The organism is Aquidulcibacter sp. (assembly GCF_020253525.1).
Taxonomy (GTDB): Bacteria; Pseudomonadota; Alphaproteobacteria; order Caulobacterales; family Aquidulcibacteraceae; genus Aquidulcibacter.
In genome coordinates this window covers 76,150-98,231 of sequence record NZ_JADCBK010000004.1, presented here as the reverse complement: position 1 = coordinate 98,231, position 22,082 = coordinate 76,150, and the positions used below count along the sequence as shown (strand labels likewise).

Annotated in this window: 17 protein-coding genes and 1 tRNA gene; 8 read left to right on the top strand and 10 right to left on the bottom strand. The window is 56.6% G+C overall.

The window, feature by feature from the left end; translation table 11 throughout:
* Positions 1-167 precede the first annotated feature (167 nt).
* Positions 168-593 carry a hypothetical protein gene (locus tag IOB61_RS01040; RefSeq protein ID WP_290810876.1) on the top strand — a complete coding sequence of 142 codons (426 nt, stop codon included), beginning with the start codon at positions 168-170 and terminating at the stop codon, positions 591-593.
* 21 nt (positions 594-614) lie between these two features.
* Here IOB61_RS01040 and dapB read toward each other — a convergent pair whose 3' ends face one another.
* Together dapB and IOB61_RS01030 are read right to left on the bottom strand one after the other, a co-directional pair.
* Positions 615-1,421, bottom strand: a complete 807-nt coding sequence (gene dapB / locus IOB61_RS01035; RefSeq protein ID WP_290810874.1) for a 4-hydroxy-tetrahydrodipicolinate reductase — start codon at positions 1,419-1,421, stop codon at positions 615-617.
* 84 nt (positions 1,422-1,505) lie between these two features.
* Positions 1,506-2,186 (bottom strand): zinc metallopeptidase, encoded by a 681-nt coding sequence (locus IOB61_RS01030; protein WP_290810871.1) that lies wholly within the window; start codon positions 2,184-2,186, stop codon positions 1,506-1,508.
* Between the two features lie 148 nt (positions 2,187-2,334).
* On the opposite strand from IOB61_RS01030, the gene IOB61_RS01025 reads away from it, so the two are divergent.
* A complete protein-coding gene (locus IOB61_RS01025; protein WP_290810869.1) occupies positions 2,335-2,838 on the top strand; it encodes a TspO/MBR family protein in 504 nt (167 codons plus the stop codon).
* Between the two features lie 15 nt (positions 2,839-2,853).
* Here IOB61_RS01025 and IOB61_RS01020 read toward each other — a convergent pair whose 3' ends face one another.
* From IOB61_RS01020 to IOB61_RS00995, 6 genes are all read right to left on the bottom strand, one after another.
* On the bottom strand, positions 2,854-4,107 hold the full coding sequence (locus tag IOB61_RS01020) for a DUF1343 domain-containing protein (RefSeq protein WP_290810866.1): 1,254 nt from the start codon (positions 4,105-4,107) through the stop codon (positions 2,854-2,856).
* A gap of 72 nt (positions 4,108-4,179) precedes the next feature.
* Entirely contained in the window at positions 4,180-4,893 is a 714-nt protein-coding gene (locus IOB61_RS01015) for a ribonuclease activity regulator RraA (RefSeq protein ID WP_290810863.1), read from the bottom strand.
* A 28-nt stretch (positions 4,894-4,921) separates the two neighbouring features.
* Positions 4,922-6,145 (bottom strand): D-mannonate dehydratase ManD, encoded by a 1,224-nt coding sequence (gene manD / locus IOB61_RS01010; protein WP_290810860.1) that lies wholly within the window; start codon positions 6,143-6,145, stop codon positions 4,922-4,924.
* Positions 6,142-7,968: a hypothetical protein gene (locus IOB61_RS01005; RefSeq protein WP_290810858.1), complete on the bottom strand. Its 1,827-nt coding sequence runs from the start codon at positions 7,966-7,968 to the stop codon at positions 6,142-6,144. Before IOB61_RS01005 ends, manD begins: the two co-directional genes overlap by 4 nt.
* Positions 7,968-8,765 (bottom strand): GntR family transcriptional regulator, encoded by a 798-nt coding sequence (locus IOB61_RS01000; RefSeq protein ID WP_290810855.1) that lies wholly within the window; start codon positions 8,763-8,765, stop codon positions 7,968-7,970. The genes IOB61_RS01005 and IOB61_RS01000 overlap by 1 nt, the downstream gene beginning before the upstream one ends.
* A 224-nt stretch (positions 8,766-8,989) precedes the next feature.
* Positions 8,990-12,040 (bottom strand): TonB-dependent receptor, encoded by a 3,051-nt coding sequence (locus tag IOB61_RS00995; protein ID WP_290810852.1) that lies wholly within the window; start codon positions 12,038-12,040, stop codon positions 8,990-8,992.
* Positions 12,041-12,463: 423 nt separating this feature from the next.
* Between IOB61_RS00995 and IOB61_RS00990 the strand changes: the two genes are divergently transcribed.
* The 6 genes from IOB61_RS00990 to IOB61_RS00965 all read left to right on the top strand — a co-directional run bounded on the left by IOB61_RS00990 (position 12,464) and on the right by IOB61_RS00965 (position 20,922).
* Positions 12,464-14,659, top strand: coding sequence for a polysaccharide lyase 6 family protein (locus IOB61_RS00990; protein ID WP_290810849.1), 2,196 nt, complete (start codon positions 12,464-12,466; stop codon positions 14,657-14,659).
* Entirely contained in the window at positions 14,656-16,800 is a 2,145-nt protein-coding gene (locus IOB61_RS00985) for a heparinase II/III family protein (protein ID WP_290810847.1), read from the top strand. Before IOB61_RS00990 ends, IOB61_RS00985 begins: the two co-directional genes overlap by 4 nt.
* 97 nt (positions 16,801-16,897) lie before the next feature.
* A complete protein-coding gene (locus tag IOB61_RS00980; RefSeq protein WP_290810845.1) occupies positions 16,898-18,175 on the top strand; it encodes an MFS transporter in 1,278 nt (425 codons plus the stop codon).
* Positions 18,176-18,206: 31 nt separating this feature from the next.
* Entirely contained in the window at positions 18,207-18,962 is a 756-nt protein-coding gene (locus tag IOB61_RS00975) for an SDR family oxidoreductase (protein WP_290810842.1), read from the top strand.
* A gap of 19 nt (positions 18,963-18,981) precedes the next feature.
* On the top strand, positions 18,982-19,920 hold the full coding sequence (locus IOB61_RS00970) for a sugar kinase (protein WP_290810839.1): 939 nt from the start codon (positions 18,982-18,984) through the stop codon (positions 19,918-19,920).
* Between the two features lie 234 nt (positions 19,921-20,154).
* Positions 20,155-20,922, top strand: a complete 768-nt coding sequence (locus IOB61_RS00965; RefSeq protein ID WP_290810836.1) for a FadR/GntR family transcriptional regulator — start codon at positions 20,155-20,157, stop codon at positions 20,920-20,922.
* Positions 20,923-21,126: 204 nt separating this feature from the next.
* Here the strand turns inward: IOB61_RS00965 and IOB61_RS00960 are convergent.
* Together IOB61_RS00960 and IOB61_RS00955 are read right to left on the bottom strand one after the other, a co-directional pair.
* Positions 21,127-21,202, bottom strand: a tRNA-Ala gene (locus IOB61_RS00960).
* 266 nt (positions 21,203-21,468) lie between these two features.
* A complete protein-coding gene (locus tag IOB61_RS00955; protein ID WP_157893589.1) occupies positions 21,469-21,987 on the bottom strand; it encodes a TIGR02300 family protein in 519 nt (172 codons plus the stop codon).
* Positions 21,988-22,082: the final 95 nt, after the last annotated feature.

The window sequence follows — 22,082 nt, the reverse complement described above, 5'->3', positions numbered from 1 at the left end:
TGTTTTCAACTTCAGCCATTTTGGCCATCTTGGGTCGGGTCGGGTCGCTGCTTCTTCCTGAAGCCAATTTAACCGAGGCGAAGATTGACCTTCTGCTGCGAGCTCCGGCAGATATTGCTCGCTTAAATGCACTATTGGATGGTCATTGAGAGCTTGTGAGGTGGCATATGCGTGCGTGTTCAAAGCGGACTTTGGGTTTGGGTTTAATGGCGGCGGTTGGCTTAGCATCTGTTTCGCCAAGTCAAGCGCACGCAGCCTCGCCTAAGGCCGCATCGTTTGAGTTGACGTTTCTGAAGGCCAGCGAGGGCAATGTTGCGTCACTTTGCCAATTCATCAAAGAAAATTGGTTCGAAATGGACAGGATTGCGGTCGAGCGAGGCTTGATGACAGACTATCGGCTCTTGTCATCGGATGGAACTGACGCGGACTGGGATGTTCTGGTGATGGTTGGCTACCCAAACCCAGATGGTTATGCGGGTATCACGAAAGAATTTGACGCCATAAGGGCTGCTCACACGATCGTGCCGGTGAACGGCAAAACCCTGCGTCAGTTAGGAACGATTGTCGCCAGTCGACGTTTGGTGCCGGGGTAGGCGGCGGCTTGTCAGCCGGCCCTACAACCCCAGCACGTCCGACATGTCATAAAGGCCGGGGCCGTGGCCTGCGGCCCAGCGGGCGGCGGCGAGGGCACCTTTGGCGAAGATGGTGCGATTGAGGGCTGAATGGCTGAAGCGGATGACTTCTTCATCGCTGGCAAACATCACTTCATGCTCGCCAATAATGCCGCCACCCCGGGCGACGGCATAGCCAATCTCTCCCGGCTTTCGGGCGGCTGTCGCGCCATGTCTGTCAAACGTGGCAACATCGGTGTGAGATACCCCGCGGCCCTTGGCTGTTGCCTGACCCAGCATCAAGGCTGTGCCCGACGGCGCATCGAGTTTCCGGCGGTGATGGGCTTCAAAAATCTCAATATCCCACTCGGGGCCCAGACGTTCGGCGGCTTGTTTGACAAGACCGAGTAAGAGATTGATGCCGAGCGAGAAATTGCCGCTGCGCACCAGGCAAAAGTGTTGGGCAGCTTCAGAAATCTGGGCTTCTTGAGCTGGCTCAAACCCCGTTGTGCCCAAAATGATGGCTTTTACGCCTGAAGCCTTCAGGGCAGCCAATGCTGCAAGCGAGGCCGCCGGCGTGGTGAAATCAATCCAGACGTCAGCGCTTTGGGCGGCTGCAAGCGGGCTTTCAACACATGCGACACCCAAGGCATCGCCACCGGCCACGATGCCAAGATCAGCACCTAGGGCGGCGCTGCCAGCGCGCTCACTCCCGCCAACGATGGTAAGGTCAGCTTCGCCGCTTGCCGCGGCAATCAATGCCCGACCCATGCGACCGGCAGCCCCGGCTATGGCTAGTTGAATGCTCATTCCCCTTCGATAGTCTGAGCGGGGTCTGGGATGCAAGGGTTTTGCCCTTTATTCCGTGCCAAGCAGGCCAGATCGGTCGCGGGCTTATCGTATCCAGCGGATCACATCGAGGAGCGTGGCCAAAGCGCTTGCGACATAGGTGCCCGCAGCGGCCTTCAGCACCTGACGGGCCTTGGTCAGATCTTCGCCTTGCAAAAAGCCGCCATGCTCCAACACCGGCAGGGCGCGCTTAAAGCTCGCATCGATTTCCATAGGCAGGGTCAACACATGCATGAGCACGCGCCCGCCCAAAAGTGCGATGATGGCCCCAACTTGCAGCATGGCGATTAGGGGTGATTTGATCAATAAGCCCACAATCGGAATAGAGATCAGCATCCAGAAGGCAATCTTGTCGACGCCTGCAAGCCCCGCCGCCCATTTGGTGCGGGTTACGAGGAAAGGGTCGCCATCGCGGTGTTGGATTGCATGGCCTACTTCATGGGCTGCCACCGCGACCGCCGTCACCGAGCGGCCGCTGAGATTGCCGGGCGAGAGCCGGACAACCCGGGCAATCGGGTCATAATGATCGGTGCCCTCCGGGGTTTGCTCCAAGCCGACATCAGCAAGACCTGCTTCGTCCAACAAATGGCGAGCAAGCTCTCCCCCCGTACCAGGAAAGTCCGGCCGGTCTGTGGCATGGCGCGCCATCACGCTCTTGACCCAGTATTGCGGGCCAAAGATCAAAGCCAAAAGGGCGAGAATTCCAAGGATGATCAGGATTGGCATAGCCCTTAGATAGGGCACCCAAGTCCATTTGGAAATGAGGGATGACGCTAAGCCATATCAGAAGGGGCCTCCAGCCGCCTGCCACCCTATGCCGTACCTCTAGACATTGTGTCTTGCTAGTTTAGGCCAACAGCCGCATAGAGCGCCCATGCCTGAACCACATATCCTTGCTGCGATACTTTGGGCGCTTTTGTTGGCGGGTGCGGGGGGCGCATTGACCACGATTGGGCCGTGGTATCGCAACCTTAAAAAGCCAAGTTGGCAACCGCCCGATTGGCTGTTCGGGCCTGCTTGGACCCTTATTCTATCGGCAGCGGCTTGGGCGGCAGTTCTTGCTTGGGAAGGGGCCGCCAGCCCGCGAGACCAGATGATTGTGATTGGGCTTTATGCGGCCAATTTCGTCTTTCACTTTTTGTGGTCGCCCTTGTTTTTCGCGCTTAAGCGACCCGATTGGGCTTTGGGGGAATCCTTCTTCCTCTGGACCTCAGTGGTGGCGCTTTGTGTGGGCATATTGCCCTATTCAACGCTCGCCAGCGCGCTTCTGGTACCCTATGTGCTCTGGGTCACGTTCGCGACCTATCTCAATTACGTCATCGTCCGTCTCAATGGACCGTTTGGGACCAAATCCCCACCCATGAGCGGCGGGGCGTGAGGGCGGCCTGCGCCTTTAGCGATATAAGAGCCAATCCAATCGTTTGCGCTTGAAAGCCTCAAGTTCAGGCTGCCAGCGTGCGTGGATGCTTTCGAGACTTTCCCCCGCCACAATTGCATCGCGCAGCCAGGACAATCCTGCCAGCCTGTCGAAAAACGGCGGATTGCCGGGCAAGAAGGAAAAATCTTGGCCATACAGGCTTGCGACCTCGAGCAGGAGTGTGAGGCCCACGTCCACGGGTGCCATGCTCGCGCGGTCCAACAGGTGGATTTGTACGCCCGCGCAAAGCTGGCCTTGATGCTTTGAGAAGGTCGGCGTGAAATATGCGGGGCGGAAATGTACCCCGGCCAATTTGCGCTGGTTTAGCCGCTCTGCCAGCGCAGGCGCATCGATGAAGGGCGCGCCAATCAGCTCAAATGGCTTGGCTGTGCCGCGCCCTTCCGACAGATTTGTCCCCTCGATCAGGCAGGTTCCCGGATACAGGAAGGCCGTATCCAAAGTGGGCATATTGGGCGAAGGCGGCACCCATGGCAGGCCTGTCTGACTAAAATCCTTCCCGCGTCGCCAGGTGGTGCACGTCACCACGGTCAAGTCACAGCCTATGGCGAAGTCCTTATTCATCATCAGGGCCAGCTCGCCCATCGTCAGGCCATGGCGCACCGGGATGGGATAGGCCCCAACAAAGCTTGCCAAAGCGGGGTCCAGCACGGGGCCTTCAACCTTGTCCCCACCAATTGGATTGGGCCGGTCGGCCACAATGACGCCAATCCCGGCTTCGCGAGCAGCTTGCATGACCAGGCCCAGCGTCCAAGGATAGGTGTAATAGCGGGCACCAATGTCTTGAATGTCAAAGACCAACACATCGAGACCTGCCAGCATGGCAGGCGTCGGCTTGCGGGTGGCACCATAAAGGCTATAGGCGGCCAAGCCCGTGCGCGCATCGAGGTGATCGGCAACAGCAGCGCCAGCTTGCGCATCGCCGCGCACCCCATGTTCGGGTCCAAACAGCGCGGCAAGCTTAAAGTCGGTCGCTTGCGCCATCAGATCAACCGCGCTTTCAAGCCCGCGCGTCACGCCCGTTGGATTGGTGATGAGACCCACCCGCTTGCCCGCCAACAGCGCCCGCTTTGGCCCTAACAGGACTTCAAGGCCCGGAACGACCCCTGATTCGGCCGTGGCGGCAGCGGTGGGTACTCCAAGACCAAGGGTACCGGCAGCTGCAACGCCCAGAGAGCCGCGTCGAGAGATAGCCATTATGCGGTCGACCACGCAAACCTCCAGCCAGCACATGTTTGATCTTTGCTGATGGCTCAGATGTTATCTGCCTTAGGGCCTGAAGCGCTAGCGTTTGTTTTCAGTTGGGTGTTCGGCCTCGTAACGCGCGCGGGTTTCTTCATTCATCGGGTAGAGGCCGATGATCGATGCGCCAGCCTTGACCTGCTCAACTACCCAAGCCTCATACGCCTCCATGCCTCGGGCTTCTGCGGCGATTTCTTCGGCTAAATGGGCCGGAATGATCACAACCCCGTCGCCATCTCCAACCGCAATATCGCCCGGAAAAACCGCAACCCCACCACAGCCAATGGGCACATTGATGTCGACGGCTTGGTGTTTGGTAAGATTGGTTGGCGCGGAAGGACGCGCACAAAAAGCGGGTATGGTGAGGTCAGAGATTTCATCGGCATCGCGCAGACCGCCATCAGTCACCACCCCGCCACACCCGCGCACCTGTAAGCGCGTGAGGAGGATTGATCCGGCTGAGGCGGCGCTTGCGTCTTGTCGGCAGTCCATGATCAGGATGTGGCCCGTCGGCACCTCCTCGACAGCCCGACGCTGGGGATGATTGGGGTCGCGAAACACCTCGATCGGGTTTAAGTCTTCGCGCGCGGGGATGTAGCGAAGCGTAAAGGCTGGGCCAACCATGCGCGGACGGCGGCCACCCAAGCGTTGCACACCTTGAATGAATTGGTTGCGCAGGCCCCGCTTAAACAGCATGGTCGCAAGGCTGGCGGTGCTGGTGCGTTCAAGGGTTGCTTTGGTTTCAGGGCTCAACATGGCGGCACCTCTCTGTCTTGCGGGCCTATCAATAATTCCACATCGTCCCGTCTGTCAGGCGCACGACGGGGTGATAGCCACGTGAATACGCATATTTCGCGGCCTCCTTTTCATCGAAATCGACACCTAGTCCCGGCGCGTCGCTGACATGGAACTCACCCTCCGCATAATGATGGTCGGAGGGGAATAGTGCGTCGCAAGCTTCCGTCCCCAGCACCAGATATTCCTGTATCCCGAAGTTCGGGGCCCAAGCATTGAGATGTGCTTGCGCCGCCATCGAGATTGGCGAATGGCTGGGCGCGCCGTGAAAGCCAGTTCGGACGTGATGGATCGCAGCCAGATCGACAATGCGTCGCACATGTGTGATGCCACCGCCATAGGTGGCTGCGATACGGATAAAGTCGATCAATTCTTCTTCGATCATCTGGCGGCAATCCCACAGCGAGTTGAACACCTCGCCTATGGCGATGGGAACCGTGCTGTGCTGGCGGATCAGGCGCAGGCTGGTCTGGTCGTCGGCTGGGGTTGGGTCCTCAAGCCAGTAGAGATCAAATGGTTCGACTTCTTTCGCGAAAGCTGCAGCCTCACGAGGCAGGAGGCGGTGATGGACATCATGCAGGATCTTTAGTTCGTCCCCAAACTCAGCACGAAGCCGCTCAAACACCTTGGGCATATAGCGCAGATATTTGCCTGTATCCCAAATCTCCAAGTCGGGCAGGGCGCCATATTTTGTGATATAATGGCGGGCATCTTCGTCCTTGCCAGCGATGCCATAACCAGGCGTTGGCATACCCGGAATGCCGCATTGAACGCGGATCGCCGTATAGCCCTGTTCTCGATAATAGGACATGGAATCAATAAGCTGATCAAGATCGCTGCCGGTAGCATGCGCATAGACAAGCGCGCCATCGCGTGACTTGCCGCCCAGCAAATCATAGACCGGAAGGCCCGCGATCTTTCCCTTAATGTCCCACAGAGCCATGTCGATGGCTCCAATGGCTGACATCGTAATGGGTCCGCGCCGGAAATAGGTACTGCGATAGAAATATTGCCAGATATCTTCGCTGCGCCGCGGGTCCATCCCGATCAGGCACGGGATCAAATAATCCTCTAAATATTTGGCGGGCAAAGTTTCCCGATTGTTGAGGGTAGCATCCCCTAGGCCATAAATGCCTTGGTCGGTGTATATTTTGAGGGTTACGTAGTTTTTGCCGGGGCCCCCGACAAAAACTTTGGCGTCGGTGATTTTCATCGCGCAGAATCCTGTGATGTGGCCGTGGCGGGTGTAGCTAGGTCCTTGTCATCGGCGGCATCAGCCTCTGGCCGATCTTGACCTTCAGGCACTGGCACCGTCGAGAGGACCAAGAGGGCCCCGACCCCAAGCACACCGGCACCGCAGATCAACAGGATCACCCGTCCCCATAGCTGGTTGGGCAGGGCCATCATGGCCATAACTAAGATACCCGCAATCCCGACCGTGCGGCCGATCAGGACGCGCTGGTGGTTGTCAAGGTGCACATGGTCCCCGTCTGCCTTGATCAGGGGTCGGTCCCGATTGGTGAAGAAGCGCGTGACGGCTTCCTCGCGCTCTGGCGGCAGACCTTTGTAGAAAAGGGTGGTTAGGCAGAAAAACCCGCCCGTGATGACGACATGGGCAATCAGGCTGATCGCGACGACCAGATCGGTCCACTCCCGATCTGTAAACGGTGTCGTCAGACCAAAGAGACGCTCAATATGGGCCGGCTCCATCAGGCCACCGACGACCCATGATACGATCGCACCAACCAGAATGGTTGCCCATGCGGCCCAGTCTGGCGTGCGGCGAATGAAGAAGCCGAGGAAGCTTGGGATGATTTGTGGAAAGCCCAGAAGCGCGCTGAGATAGAGCATCGCGTCGAAAAGGCTGAGCTCTTTCAGGGAGTTGATAAAGAGTGCCACCGAAACAATCAGCACCCCAAAAACAATGGATGCGGTTCTCGATACATGCATGAGAGCGGCTTCGCTCATCTTCGGAAAGAGTACGGGCTGGAGGAAGTTTTTGACGAAAATGCCCGCGTTGCGATTTAGCCCAGTGTCAATCGAACTCATGGTCGCTGAAAACATGGCCGCCAGCAAAAGCCCGACCATGCCAATGGGCATATAGAGTTTGACGAAGGCGAGATAGGAGGCTTCGGAATAGTTTGCCCCTTGTTCGGGGAACATCGTCTGCAAATCGACCCCCGCGCCAGCCATATACCAGGGCGGCAAAAACCACAGGAGCGGGCAGATCAACATCAGCACACAGGCAAGTATGGCCCCTTTGCGCGCGTGATTGGAATCCTTCGCCGTCAAATAGCGATAGGAATAGAGCAGATTATTGGTCAACCCAATCTGCTTTAAGAAGATACTGAAGCACCAGATGTAGAAGATGCTCATATAGTTGAGCTCGGTGCCACTGATGAAGTCGGTAGGGAATTTGTCGATGATTTGCTGCGGGCCGCCGCCCAGATAGAGCGCGACTGCCGCGCAAGAAACGGTCACGACCATCACAATCATCATCTGGAAGAAATCGGCCGCGATGGCGGCCCAAGCCCCACCCACAACCGACAAGACAATGATCACAAGCCCGGTTGTAATGATTGTCACTTCCATCCCAAATCCGCCCAAAGACGAAGCGATCACGGCGAGCGCATTGATGGCAATGCCGGCGGAGAGGACGGTGGTGACCATGCTCACCCAAGCGAAAACCTGCTCATTCGTCTTCCCAAAGCGCAAACGTAATGCATCGACCACGGTGACCACCCGCATTTGCCGGAAACGGGGGGCGAAATAGAGATAATTGAAGAAATAGCCGACCGCATTTGCCAAAAAGAGGAATACAATCGCAAAGCCGTCATTATAGGCTTTTGAGGCCGCCCCTGTGAACGTCCAAGCGGAAAACTGGGTCATGAAGGCACAAGCCCCCACCATCCACCACAACACATTGCCGCCGCCGCGGAAATAGTCGCTTGTGTTGCTGGTCATGCTCCGAAACATCCAGCCGATGGCCAGTAGGAACATAAAATAGACGCCAATAATGACGATGTTGAGATCCATCAGCTGGCCTTTCTAGAGGTTTTCCCGCCGCGTAGACGATGTTCGATGGCGACAAGGGCGTTCAGGTCTTCGATGGTGCGCAACAGTCCTGGATGACGTGCAAGCGCCGCAATTTCTTCTTCGACAGCACCAATATTGTCGAGCAACGCCCGTTCGGCGGCGGCAGGATCGCCTGCGATGATGGCTTCAATGAGGGCCTTGTGCTCCTCGATGACAAGTTGACGCTGACGATTGCCGAAGCGCCTTTTCAAATGGCGCACGCGGTCCAGCTCAGCCTTGGCGAGGTTCATCGTCCGCCAGACACCGGGCAAGCCTGCCAGTTCAAACAGGCCGTGGTGCATCGCCTCATCGGCGGCAAAAAATCGTGCATCATCATTGGCGGCAAAGGCAGCTTCTTGCTCAGCAATAAAGGCCCGCATCAACACTTGGTCGGCCGGGGATATCCGCCGCGACGCTAATCTGCGAACGCAGCCCACCTCCAACTGCATCCGCACAAAACAGGCTTCCAAATAGCGCTCAATACTGATGGGCGTCACATAGCTGCCACTCTTTGCCTTAACCTCGACCAGCCCCTCACGCGCTAAGCGGATAATTGCTTCGCGTACTGGCGTCTTGCTGGTCTGCAAGGCGGCAGCAACTTCTTGCTCGACAAGCGGCAGATCGGGCGGCAGCGACAGGTCAATAATGGCCCGGCGCAGGACGGCGTAAATTCGGTCAACAAGCGAACCCTCCGTGCCAAGCGTTTCGGCTTTCAGCACGTCGGACAGGGGTCGTACGGTAAAGGTCAGGGATTCCATGCTTTGCATTCTAATATATTAGATTTGAATTTGATATACTAAATTTTCGCGACGCGCAGTCGGTTGCACGGGTGTCACCCGCCTTGAAGTCTGGTGGGAAGGTGCCCCAGGCTTGATCCTCGTAGTCTGCGCCCTTGGATGTGGTGGGGTTGCGGGACGATGGGCACAAAAAAGCCGGGGGTTGCGGCTTGCTACCCCCGGCCAAAGCCCTGTTTGGTGCTGATCTAGAATTTCACATTGAGACCGGCAGTCAAGCGGCGATCGGTGAGGCCTTGGAAGCAAAGCAAAGCATTATTGTTGACGCAATACTGCCGTTGGTCCGACCGTAAGAGATTGATCCCTTCGATGCCGATATTGATGTTGTCGGTGATGTCGTAATTGATACTGGCATTCAGCTGGCCTCGGTCGCCATTGATGCGTGGAAGCCCGAAGAAGAAGGAATCATCCGTCGCATAGCTGGATCGCCACGTATAGCGGACGCGGGCGTTCAAGCCGTATTTGTCGTAAAACACCGTCGCATTATAGGCATAGTTCGACAGATTGGTGAGCGTGATTCGGTCTTTTGAGTTGGGGAAGCCCAAGAGGGTGAAGACGTTGCGTGGACCATCTGCGGCCCGATATTCCTTCGCTGAACCACCCGTCTTCTGATAGGTGAAATTGCCAATAAAGCCAAAGCCCGACGCAAAACCCAAGGTCTCTTCATAGGCGGAAAGGTCATGCTGGAACGCAATTTCGACCCCGGTCTGGGTGGTAGAGCCACTGACATTGAAGGTCGAAGAGAGGGGAACGCAGATGCCCGTGCCGGGGGTTGGGTTGTTGATGCCGCGTTGGGCAATCGGGTTGTAGATACCCCCGCCTTCGCAAGGAGGCGTGATATCGATATTCAGCTGCGATCCAACCAAGTTCGGTGCGGGATCTTCTTGGCGTTGCGCGAACAGATTGGTCCGGCTTTTGTGGAAGAAACCGACGCTGATCAAGCTGGAAGGCGCAAAATACCATTCTGCTGAGAGGTCATAGGACCAGACAGCTTCTGGAACCAGATCGGGATTGCCAACGGGAACGGGGGTATTGGGCGAGGTGCCAAACGAAACCGATGTCGACATTCTGTCAAAGTCGGGCCGCCGAATATCGCGAGCGATACCTGCGCGAATGAAGAAGCGGTCGGCTGCCTCTGTCACGACATTGAGGCGGGGCAGCCAGAAGCTGTAAGAGCTGTCGGCCACGATTTGGCCGCCAGAGGTATTGTTGGACACATTATTGCCGATCGAGGAAATCTTGGTGTCCAAATAACGAACCCCGGCATTCCCCGTCACCGATTTGCCCGCAATCTCGGTTTCGAAATTGGCCTGAAGATAGGCGGCATTGGTCGTTTCATTGATTGTGAAGAAGCCGGATGCGGACTCTGTCGGCACGGTCAAAGGCGCGATTGCGCCGCCGACGGTGCGCGCGGCATTGGCTGCAGTAATGGCCGTGTTGAGCGCATCCAACACTTGGGTGGGATTACTGAACGAAAGGGCTCCGTCGATGATCAAGAAGTTCGGGAAATAGAGACGGCGTCCGTCGGCATCATTAAAATTGCTGGGCCCTGGAACCAGGATGCTGGCAAAACGATCACCCGACGGACGGTTCCAATGGGTCGTTGGGTTCGTCAATGTGACATTGTTGGTGAAGACGTTGTTGATGGCCGTATTGCGGTTCCAACGATAGCCGAAGTCGACGGATTTGACGTATTTGATCCTGTCGGATGCGTCATAGCTCAGATCAAAGCGCGCTGCCTTTTCCTCATTATCGGTTTTATTGGCCCCTTGGGTGACTTGCTGAAGCCGATAATTGGCTGGATTAAGCATCATGGCCGATGTGGGTGAAATCGGGCTGGCCGCGTTCAGGCCAAATTGCAGGATACCGCCGCGCAAATCAAATTCTGTGGGAACCCCGTTATCAATCGAGCGACCGAAAGAAGGCTGTGGTCCCAGAGGGTTGATGAAATCCAGCGTGGTTGAAAAGTTTGGAAAGTCAGACTTTGACGTCGAAATCGACCCCTCTGCCCGAACTTTGAGCCGGTCTGTTGGCTCCCATTCGCTACCAAAGGCAAACACCCGGCTTTCGGTTAGGCGTGCACCGGTATTGCTTGAGGTGCGCAAGTTGGGGTCGATGGTGCCGTTGGTTTCAACACCAACGCCAATCGTGCCGGTCAACGCGGCTTGAACGGTGCCGAGATTAATCGGTCCATTCGGGCCATCGAGGGAACCCCAATTGACCGTCTCAAAAGATGTGTTGTTCGTGGCATTCACAACCGTACCCGACGCGGTACCAGAAATCTGGACGCGCGTACTTTCTTGGGTTCGCTGCTGGTCGTTGAGGGTGGCGTCAAAATAGAATTTGAGCCGATCATTGGGCTTCCATTCAAAAGCGCCGGTATAATTCTTGGTGTCATATTCGTAATTGATCAATTCCTGATCAAAGAACTGAATGCGAAGAAATGGGAAGGATTGGGCGCTTGGGCCTGATCCCGGCAGCACGATGGCGTCGCGATCCACGCGAGGGCTGAAAGAGGCAACATCTTGGCGAGCATGACTGCCGCTGATGACCAAACCGATTTCGCCAATATTGGTATCCCAGCGCCGGCCCAGGGTTGCAGAAACACGAGGCAGCGTTGATTTCGAAAGGTCGCTGGTTTCTGATTGGACTCGCGCCGAAATCAAAGGCTCTTTGAGCGAGAGTGGGCGAATGGTGCGCAGGTTAATCGTACCCCCGACCGATCCTTCGATGGTTTGAGCGGTTGGGACCTTGGTGACTTCAACCGAGGCAATGAGTGCGGCGGGTAAGTCTTCGAAACTAATGCCAGACCGACTGGCGCCGGACGACACCGTGGAAACACCATTAATCTCGGTCCGGTTTGCATCTGTACCGCGGATTTGGACCGCACTGCCAACACCGGCGGAGCGGGTGATTTGGATGCCCGTGACGTTTTCCAACACTTCGGCAAGGTTTTGGTCGGGCAGCTTTCCGATGTCTTCGGCTTTGATGACTTCGATCAGGCTGTCGGCATTGCGCTTTTCGCCCAAGGCGCTCTGCAACGATCTGCGGATACCAACCACGACGATTTGTTCAACTTCCTTAGCAGGAGCGGCATCTTGTGCCACCGGTGGTGTCGCAGGCCTGGTGGCATTTTGCGCAAACACGGGGCTCGCGATGGCGGCGGTTCCACTTAAAAGTGCGATGCTCAATCGGCTGTTTAAACGACTCCGATTGCCAAATTTGGCTCCGCTGTACATGAAATTGTCCTCCCCGTGAATTTTGCCTTTATCGCTCGTTGCCCACCTTACCGATTATTGTCAACCAATAATTCATGCCAATCTGCATAATTTATCGAGAATTTGGTATATAATTTAGGCCTGCAATTCCCCAATTCCCCACAGAAATGGAGATAATTCACGGCAAAATGGCAGATATCTATGGGTAAAATGACGAAAATCGTCTGTCTTGCTCTTTAAGGGGCGTCCATATGTCGGCCACCTTCAAAAGATTGGTATGAATAACTGGTTGACACATTGGACCGGATGCTTATTACATCTTCGTGAACTGGTGGGGGGCTTTCACATGCGGTCTATGATCATTCGGGGCGAGGTTGCCCGTGATCCATTGGATATGCGGAATGAGGCCTGCCCCAACACCCATTGCGTGAGCCAGGGATAGCCATGCGCCGCTATCCTGCCATTCTTGCTGCCTTTCTTATGGCTTTCGGGTCGCCGGTCCTCGCGCGGGATATCGTGGTGCGAAGTTCTGCAGAGATGCAGGCCGCGATCAAGGCAGCTCAGCCGGGCGATCAGATCATTCTCGCCAATGGGGATTGGCGCGATGTGGACATCCAGTTTGACGCGCAAGGAACGGCCGCCAAGCCAATCATCTTGAAGGCCATGACACCCGGTAAAGTCATCGTCTCTGGCGCGTCGGCACTCCGCCTTGCTGGGCGACATTTGGTTGTAAAGGATTTGGTCTTCCGTTCGGGCCAGCCTTTGGGCGAAGCCGCCATCGTGACCCGGATTGGCAATCGGTGGGCCGAGAATGCGCGCTTAACAGGCATTGTCATCGACGGCTTCAGCAATCCAGACCGTCGCAAAGAAGATCATTGGGTTGCGCTCTATGGTCGCAATATCCGGTTCGACCACTCCCATTTTGAAGGCAAGCAGAATCTGGGTGCGATGTTTGTGGTGATCCGCATGCCCGGCTGGCCGCTCGACAACAATATTCGCCTAGACCACAATTATTTTGGCCCGCGCCCGGTTCTTGGCTCCAATGGCGGCGAGACCCTAAGAATTGGCACGAGCGAGGAATCGCTCAGCCCCTCTGGCACCGTGATTGAAGACAATATCTTTGAGCGCTGTGATGGTGAGGTAGAGGTTATCTCGATCAAGTCAGGCGGCAATACGATCCGGCGCAATCTGTTTTTGCGTTCGCAAGGTGCTGTGGTTTTGCGCCATGGCAATGGCAATCTTGTGGAATCAAACATCTTCCTGGGCATGGGCGAGGCCAACACAGGCGGGATCCGGGTCATTAATCGCGATCAAACCGTGCGAAACAATTATTTGGAGGGATTGGCAGGCGGGAATTTCACCGCCGCGCTCTCCATCATGAATGGCGTGCCCAATTCGGTCATCAATCGCTATCATCAAGTTGTGGGTGGCGAAATTGCCAATAACACTCTCGTCAATCCGGTCTCCATTCTGTTTGGCGCCGGGGCAAGCGCTGAGCGTTCTGCCGCGCCCGAGGGGGTAAAGGTCACCAAAAATCTTGTGGTGACTGATTTGTCGCATGCGCCGTTTCGCGTCGATGCGCCCACAACGGGCATCCAGTTTGCGGGCAATGTTACCAATATAAGTGTGCCGGATGGTGTTGGGTTTGAGCAAAAGCCCGTTGCACTGCGGCGTGGGGCCAATGGGCTCCTTTATCCGCGCAACCAAGCAATGGCAGACCTTGGTGCGTCTCGCCAACTTGTGGCACCTAAGCGCAGCGCTGTTGGTCCTGCTTGGTACCGGCCTGCATCACAATCAGCGGTTCAGCCAAAGCCAAGTCGAACCGTCACGATTCAAACCTCCGGCGCGCTGGTTGCAGCGCTTGCCAACGCGCATGACGGCGATGTTTTGCAGCTTGGCAAAGGCACATTCACCCTTGATGAGCCTCTGCCCGTGCGCCGTGATGTGACGATCTCAGGGGCTGGCGCACACATCTCCTTTCGCGCGGCGACGCTATTTGTGATGGAAGAGGGTGGCAGCTTGACCCTTCGGGGCCTCACCATCTCTGGCAAGGAAGCGCCCTCTGCAGTCGGCAATGCTGTGATCCGATCTTCACCCCGCACCATGCTGACAAACTATGTCGTGGACATTGAAGACTGCCTTTTCCTCGATCTGGCGCATACAACGCAATTTGATTTGATCGCAACAACCCCGGCGACTTTTGCCGGAAAAGTCCGGATCGCCAAGACGCAGGTCACGGACTTAAGTGGGGCGGTTCTTGCGGCCACCTCTGAACGGGGCAATGCCGGGCTCTATCCTGTCGAAGAGATCGAGTTCGAACAGCTGTCACTCACCCGCGTTGGCATGATTGCCGATGTGCTGCGTCAAGGCACGGACGAGAGCACATTTGGCCCACGATTTAGCCTGCTGGACAGCCAGATCACAGAGAGCGGTGGTGTGCGTCTTTCTGGTGTTCAGGTGACGCGCATCTCTCAAAACCGCTTCCTCCGCAGCGCCAAACTAGAGGTGATCCACAGCGTGGGTGAGCCTTCAACACGCATCACAAACAATGAGTTTGCTGCATCGCCACCCCCCGTCGTGTCGGAACTTTATTTCAAAGGGCCATTGCGCGCCGAAATTCGGGACAACCGCCTCCAATGAGCAATCTAATCGCCATGGCATTTCTCGCCTCCGTCACCTTCGCCATACCCGGTGCAAGTGCCGCCCAGCCTGCGCCAGCGGGCCAAGCTGCGCCGGACTTGTTTGCGACAGAAGTGGCCAAATCTCGTGTCTTTCTTGAGGAGATGATGCAGGCGGGGATTTATGTACCCCAGCCAAAGGACCCGGGCGGCGGCGCAAGCCATGAGCAGCACAAGCGCAATTACCGCGCGCTCTATGAAGCAGGCCAGCTTTATAAACTTACAGGTGATCGCCGATATCGCGATTATGCGCGCGATATGTTGCTGGCCTATGCCGCACTTTATCCGACACTAGGGCCCCATCCAGCGCGGTCTAATGATCAGCGCTATGGCAAGCTATTCTGGCAGGTTTTGAACGATGCTGTTTGGCTGGTGAATGGCATTCAGGGCTATGAACTAATCCGCGCGGATCTGTCGGCACAGGACCGCGCGCGCATCGACCCCCTGTTCCGTCAGATGGCAACCTTTCTATCGGTCGAGAGCGTCAAAACCTTTGATATGATCCACAATCATGCAACTTGGGCAACGGCTGGCGTTGGCATGACGGGCTATGTGTTGGGCGATCGCGACCTTGTCGACCGCGCCCTAAAAGGATCGCGAAAAGATGGATCGGCTGGCTTTCTAAAACAGATCGACGATTTGTTGTCGCCCGACGGCTATTATGCCGAAGGGGGCTATTATCAGCGTTATGCGCTGTGGCCCTTCATGGTCTTTGCCAATTCCATCGAACGCTATGATCCCGCAGTTGGCATCTTCAAGCGGCGCGACGGCGTCCTTGTGAAGACGGTCCAAACTGCGGTTGATTTGACCTATCGCGGCCATTTTGTGCCCTTTAATGATGCCTTGAAAGAAAAGAGCCTCAATACAGAAGAGCTCTATCAGAGTGTTGCCATCGCTTATGCGCAATCGCGCGATCCCGCCCTTTTGTCCGTCGCACACTGGCAAGGACGGGTTGCCCTTTCGCCCGAAGGCAAGATGGTGGCAGCCGATCTCGCGGCCGGAAAGGCACGACCATTTCCTTTCGGCTCGCGTCTGTTGCGCGATGGAGCCGATGGCAAGTCAGGTGCAGTCGCCCTCATCCGGTCTGGCGATTCTGAAACGGGACAATTGCTGGTTACCAAAAGCGCGTCCCAAGGGATGGGCCATGGCCATTTTGACCGGCTCAACTGGCTTTATTTCGATGAAGGTCGCGAAATTGTCAGCGATTATGGCGCCGCGCGCTTCCATAATGTCGAGGCCAAATATGGCGGCCGTTACCTTCCTGAAAACGAAAGCTGGGCGAAACAATCGATTGCCCATAATGTGTTGGTGGTCGATGGGCGCAGCCATTTTGATGGCAAACTAGAGCCCGCAGAAGAGCATGCGGGCGAGCAGGTGCTGTTTAGCGCCTCGCAAGACTTCTCGATTTCGGTCGGACGGGAAGCCAATGCCTATCCGGGCGTAACCATGACCCGCGCCGTCGCCTTGGTCGCGGTTCCCGGATTAGACAAGCGGGTGGTGGTAGACCTTCTGCGTGTGCGGTCTACAAGCCAGCATCGCTATGATCTGCCGCTGCATTATCAGGGCCATATCGTGGAGCTTGGCCCCCAGTTTAAGGTCAATACAGAGGTAAGGCCAGTTCTCGGCCAAGGTGCTGGCTATCAGCACATATGGGTCGACGGTGTCGCCAGCACACCGCAGAAGCCCTTCATAACGTGGCAAAATCAAACCCGGTTTCATACGTGGCACTGGGTCCCGCAAACAGGCAGCAGCGTTATCCTGGCCGAAAGCGGTGCAGGCGATCCAAACTTTAATTTGCGCCGCGAGCCTATGATCATCCAACGCCTCGAAGGTGCGGCCGATAGCTTGTTTGCCGGAGTCCTTGAGGGCCATGGCAGCTATGACCCAGATAGCGAGCGGGTCACGGCCAGTCGCAGCCAAATCGCTTCCATCGAGGCTGCAACCATTGGCGAGGCAGATGTCGCCATTCTCACCACGCGGGCAGGGGTGAAAGTCGCGGTCGCTGTGGCGCACGCACCCGATCCGATGAAGCGCCACTCCATCCAATTTGCCGGGCATGAACTGTCTTGGGCCGGCCCAGTCGCAAGGATAGTTCTAAAATGAGCGAAACATACCCCTTTGTCGCGCGCCGCCGGAAACCCGGGCCCGGGAAGCCTCACGGCAGATCTTTGGGATCGGCTATTTCTGTGGCGGTGCAATCATGAAGACTGGCAAGCTACGTTGGTTGATTGTCAGCTTGGTCGCCTTGGCAACGGTCATCAATTACATTGATCGCGGTGCGCTTGGTTTCCTATGGCCCGAGATTTCTAAGGAATTGGGCCTGACCAAAGCCGATTATGCCATCATTCTGAACGTCTTCACCTTTGCCTATGCATTCGGCCAATCCATTTTTGGGCGTATCTTCGACCAGATTGGGACACGGCTTGGCTTTGTTCTCTCGATCGCGGTCTGGTCTTTAGCAACCATGCTCCATGCGGTTGCGAATGGTCTTGCCAGTTTTGCTATTTTCCGCGCGCTACTGGGTGTTTCTGAAGCAGGGAATTGGCCTGGTGCCACCAAGGCAAATGCTGAATGGTTCCCCATTAATGAGCGGGCTTTGGCCCAAGGCATCTTCAATTCTGGCGCTGCGGTCGGCGGTATCATTTCGGCACCCATCATCGCCTTTCTCTTTGTCTTTCTCGGCAGCTGGCAAGCCACCTTTATCGTAATCGGTGCCCTCGGATTTTTGTGGCTGGTGCCTTGGCTGATGATTTATAAGGCAGGCCCGGACGCCCATCCATGGATCAGCGCCGAGGAGCGCCGCTTCATTTTAGAGGGCCAACGCGATACCCAATCAAACACCGAGGCGAGCTATGCCCCGGGTTCGGCTGAAATCCTATCGCGCAAGGAAAGCTGGGGCGTTATCCTCGCATCGGCCTTTATTGATCCAATCTGGTGGCTGTTCATCGGTTGGCTGCCTCTCTATCTGGCGGAGACCTATGGCTTTGGTGTCAAGGACATCGGGCTTTATGCGTGGGTGCCTTATATTGGTGCCATGTTCGGCGCCTGGTTTGGCGGACTTTTGGCGCAAAACCGAATTAAGGCTGGCTGGTCGGTCGATAAGTCGCGCAAGTTTGTGATCGCGCTGGGTGGGGCCATCATGCTGGTCTCGCTATTGGCAACGATCAAAGCGGCAACGCCTACCGTCGCTGTCTTGCTGATGGCAGCCATTTTGTTTGGCTTCCAAACAGCTATCGGCAATATTCAAACCTTGCCCAGCGATTTTTATGCGGGCAGCTCGATTGGCACCTTGGCCGGCTATGCCGGCACGGCAGCAAAGCTTGCTGTTGTCGGTCTCAATTTCCTCATCCCCGTCATCACCATCCACAGCTATGCGCCTGCATTTGCCGTGGGCGCGGCACTCGCCGTGCTGACGGTTCTGGCCGTTTTCGTGCTGTGTCGCGAGATCAAACCCCTTCAGCCGCGCTCGGCGCACTAATCCCTCCGAACATCATGAAGCAGGAAACGACATGACAAATTTGACAGGCAAAACCGCGATTGTAACAGGCGGCAGCCGAGATATTGGCCGGGCGGTTTGCGAGGAATTGGCCTCTGCGGGCGCCAAGGTGGTTGTAAATTACCGGGGTGACCCCGCCGCGGCACAGGCAATTGTCGACGGCATTACGTCTGCCGGAGGCCAAGCACTTGCTGTGCAAGCCGATGTGACCGTGGCCGCCGACTGTACCCGTCTTGTCGAGGAAGCCCGAGCGCGCTTTGGTGAGGAAATTCATATTCTGGTCAATGTCGCTGGCGGCATGGTCGCACGCAAGCAATTGGCCGACATGGACATCGATTTCTTTGAGCATGTGATGCGGCTTAATGCCGGCTCGGCCTTTATGATGACCCAAGCCGTTGTGCCTTTTATGAAAGAAGGGGGCAGCATTGTGAATTTTGCCTCGCAAGCTGGGCGGGATGGCGGTGGGCCGGGCGCAACCGCCTATGCGGCCTCCAAAGGTGCCGTCATGACCTTCACGCGATCAATGGCCAAAGAACTTGGACCGCGGGGCATTCGCGTCAACGCGCTATGCGCTGGCATGATTGCAACCACGTTCCATGATGTCTTTACTAAGGACGAAGTGCGCGCGTCTGTGGCCGCGGCCACCCCGCTTCGCCGCCAAGGCATCGCGGCAGAAGTGGCGCGCACGGTCCGTGCGCTGGCCAGTTCGGATATGAGTTTCGTCACAGGTGCCAATATCGACATCAATGGCGGTACATTCTTCTCGTGATCGACTGGGAGGTCACACGATGAGGGTGGCGATCATTGGGGAAGCCATGCTGGAATATCGCAGCCAGCCCAGAGTTACTGGCGGCCTGACCTATGGCGGCGATACGCTCAATAGTGCGATCCATATGGTACGCGCCGGCTGCGAGACAGCCTTTGTTACGGCTTTAGGCCATGACCCACTCAGCGACGCACTGGTCAAAGACTGGCAGCGCGAAGGCCTCGATACCCGCTATGTTTTCAAGCATCCGACCAAGCAACCTGGCATTTATGCCATCCATGTGGATGCGCGCGGCGAGAGAAGCTTCATCTATTGGCGCGAGGACAGTGCCGCGCGAACCTTGTTTGATTTGCCAGATCTAGATCATGCTCGCGACCATGTGGCCGGGGCTGACCTTTTGTACTTCAGCCTGATCTCGCTCGCGATTTTACCACCCTCCGGGCGCGAAGCCCTGATTGATCTGGCCAGACGGGTGCGCGCCCAAGGTGGACGGGTCGCCTATGATAGCAATTTCCGGCCCCGTCTTTGGGACAAGGTTCAAACGGCTCTGGCTTGGTCCAATCAGGCGATTGCGCTTGCCACCATCGGGCTTCCAACCGCTGAAGATGAGCAAGCCCTGCTTGGCGCTGACATGAGCGGGGAAGCGATTGCTGAGCGCTGGCGCGCGCTGGGCTGTAGCGAGGTCATCGTCAAACGCGGACCTGCCGGACCCGTTATTGCGGCGGAGGGCAAGGCTGCCTTCGTCTATCCCTGTGACCCGCTTCAAATGATCGATTCCAGCGGTGCGGGCGACGCCTTCAATGCGGGCTATCTCGTGGCACGGCTCAAGGGCCATGACGTGAGGATGGCTGCCAAATGCGGGCATGAATTGGCGGCTTGGGTCATCCAGCGGCCCGGTGCCATTCCGCCTTTGTCCGGGGATGCCCCCTATCACCATCTCAGAGATAAGGGCGTGGCATGACTCTCCTGATCTTCGCCCTCGCACGGCTCAAGTTGGGGTCTGACTGGTCCTTAGGCCAAAACCAGGCACCCCTCCAATCTTTCGATGGCTGCGTAAGACCGCGTACTGAACAGAGTGCCAGAAAGTGCGTCAGCGCGCAGCGGACCCGGCCCGCAAGGGGGGTGAACCGATTGCAAAATCAATTGATTCATGCCACAAGTGCATACCAATTTTACTGCGTCAACTGGGGCTAAGATGGCTTATAAGAGAATGGAAAGTCAGCGCGAACGCCTTTACCATCGCGTCGTCGAACAAATTCTACAATCCATTCGTGCGGGCGATTACCGTCCAGGCAGTCGCTTGCCGAGTGAGCGTGAACTGGCAGAGAAATATCAAGTCAGTCGGGTGACCATTCGTGAGGCCACAATCGCCCTTGAAGCCAAAGGGGCCATCGAGATTCGTGCAGGTTCGGGCTCCTTCGTTCTGGAGATGAGTTCGGCAAGCGAGCTTGCCTTACCAGATGTGTCGGCCTTTGACTTAACCACCGCGCGGATGATTTTTGAGGCAGAAGCCGCTGCCCTTGCTGCGACCAGCATCACCGATGCAGAAATCAATAAGCTCGCCAGCCTTGTTGAGGCGATGGCGTCAAACAAGGTGGGTGGCCCCGAAGATGGCGACGATCTGGATCGCCAGTTTCATTTGACCATTGCAGCGGCGGCCAATAATCCGGCGATTGAGCATTGCATTCACGAGCTATGGCGGATGCGCAACCACGTGCCCCAGGTCAAAGCCCTTTATTCCCGGGTGTGCGCGGTCAGCGTCGATGAACGCCAGAATGAACATTCAGAAATCTATTTGGCACTCAAGGCACGCGATGCCAGCAAAGCGCGTGCAGCCATGCGCGAGCATTTCCATCGCTTGTTCGAAACCATGGTTAGCGCGCAGGAGAGCGTGGCGCTTGACGAGCTGCGAAAGTCAATCGGCACGGCGCGGGCGCGTTATCTGCAGGCCACAGCGGCTTAGTGCCGATCCGGTGCGGCGCTAAATCACGATGCGCCTAAGCTTGCCGCCGCACGATTGTCGGTTTCCTCAACCCATCACATTTCCCAAACCGACCTAAACCCAAAGCCCAGGGTATCCCAGAGCGGCCAATACCCCGCCTCACACCAAAGGCCCTGCAGCTGCGATGGGCAAAGGTGGCGCTTTTTCTCTTTTCATTGGAAAAAATGGTGGAGCCAAGGGGAGTCGAACCCCTGACCTCTTGAATGCCATTCAAGCGCTCTACCAACTGAGCTATGGCCCCATCTGATTTGGTCGTGACGGACCAAATGGATCGAGTTGTGGGCTCCACCGAACCCACAAGAGCGCCGCGTATAGACGTCTCAGCCGAGGGGATCAAGACGGGCGTCGCAGCATTGCTGCAGCGCGTCGCTGTGGCAGGGCAGCCAGACATGCATTTCCCGCAAACGCTGGGCCTGAAACGCAAAAGGCCTGCGCTGACCCCAAGAAACGGTCAGCGCAGGCCTCTTATAGTCGCGATGCGCTGATAGGCAGCGCGGGCTTTACACCTTAGCGGGGGTCGACGTCGTCATCGTCTGGACCGGGGATATCGCCCAGATCGTCATCGATGAGGTCTTCATCATCTTCCAAGAAGGGCACTTCATCGTCGCCGGCGGTTGGATCATCATCGTCCAATTCCTGCTCGGAGAAGCCTTCGGGCACATCTGCGCCGCCGGTGCCTTGGTTGATGGGGTCGGATTCTTCGTCATCATCGAGTTCGAGCGGCGCTTGGTCCACAGCGGCTGCATCGAGCTCTGCCGTGACTTCTTCATGCTCCATTTCGTCCTCGTCCATATCGGGGTCGATGACCTTTGCGGGCGCGTCTTCATCATCCTCTTCAGCGGCCGCAGCCAGCTTGGGATCAAAGGCGGTCAGACGTGCTTTAGCGCGACGGGCTTTGACCGCTTCATCATCGGGGTCAAACACATTGCCACATTTGGGGCATTCTGCAGGCCGCTTATGTAGGTCATAGAATTTTGCGCCGCAGGCGGGGCACAATTGTTTTTCGCCAAGGTCAATTTTAGGCACTGTTGGGGCTCCACTGGCCGATCGCCACATTGGGAAGGTAATCTAAGGGCGCAGCGCTTGCCACGTAAGTGTGACGCTGTCAAAACCTATGCTGC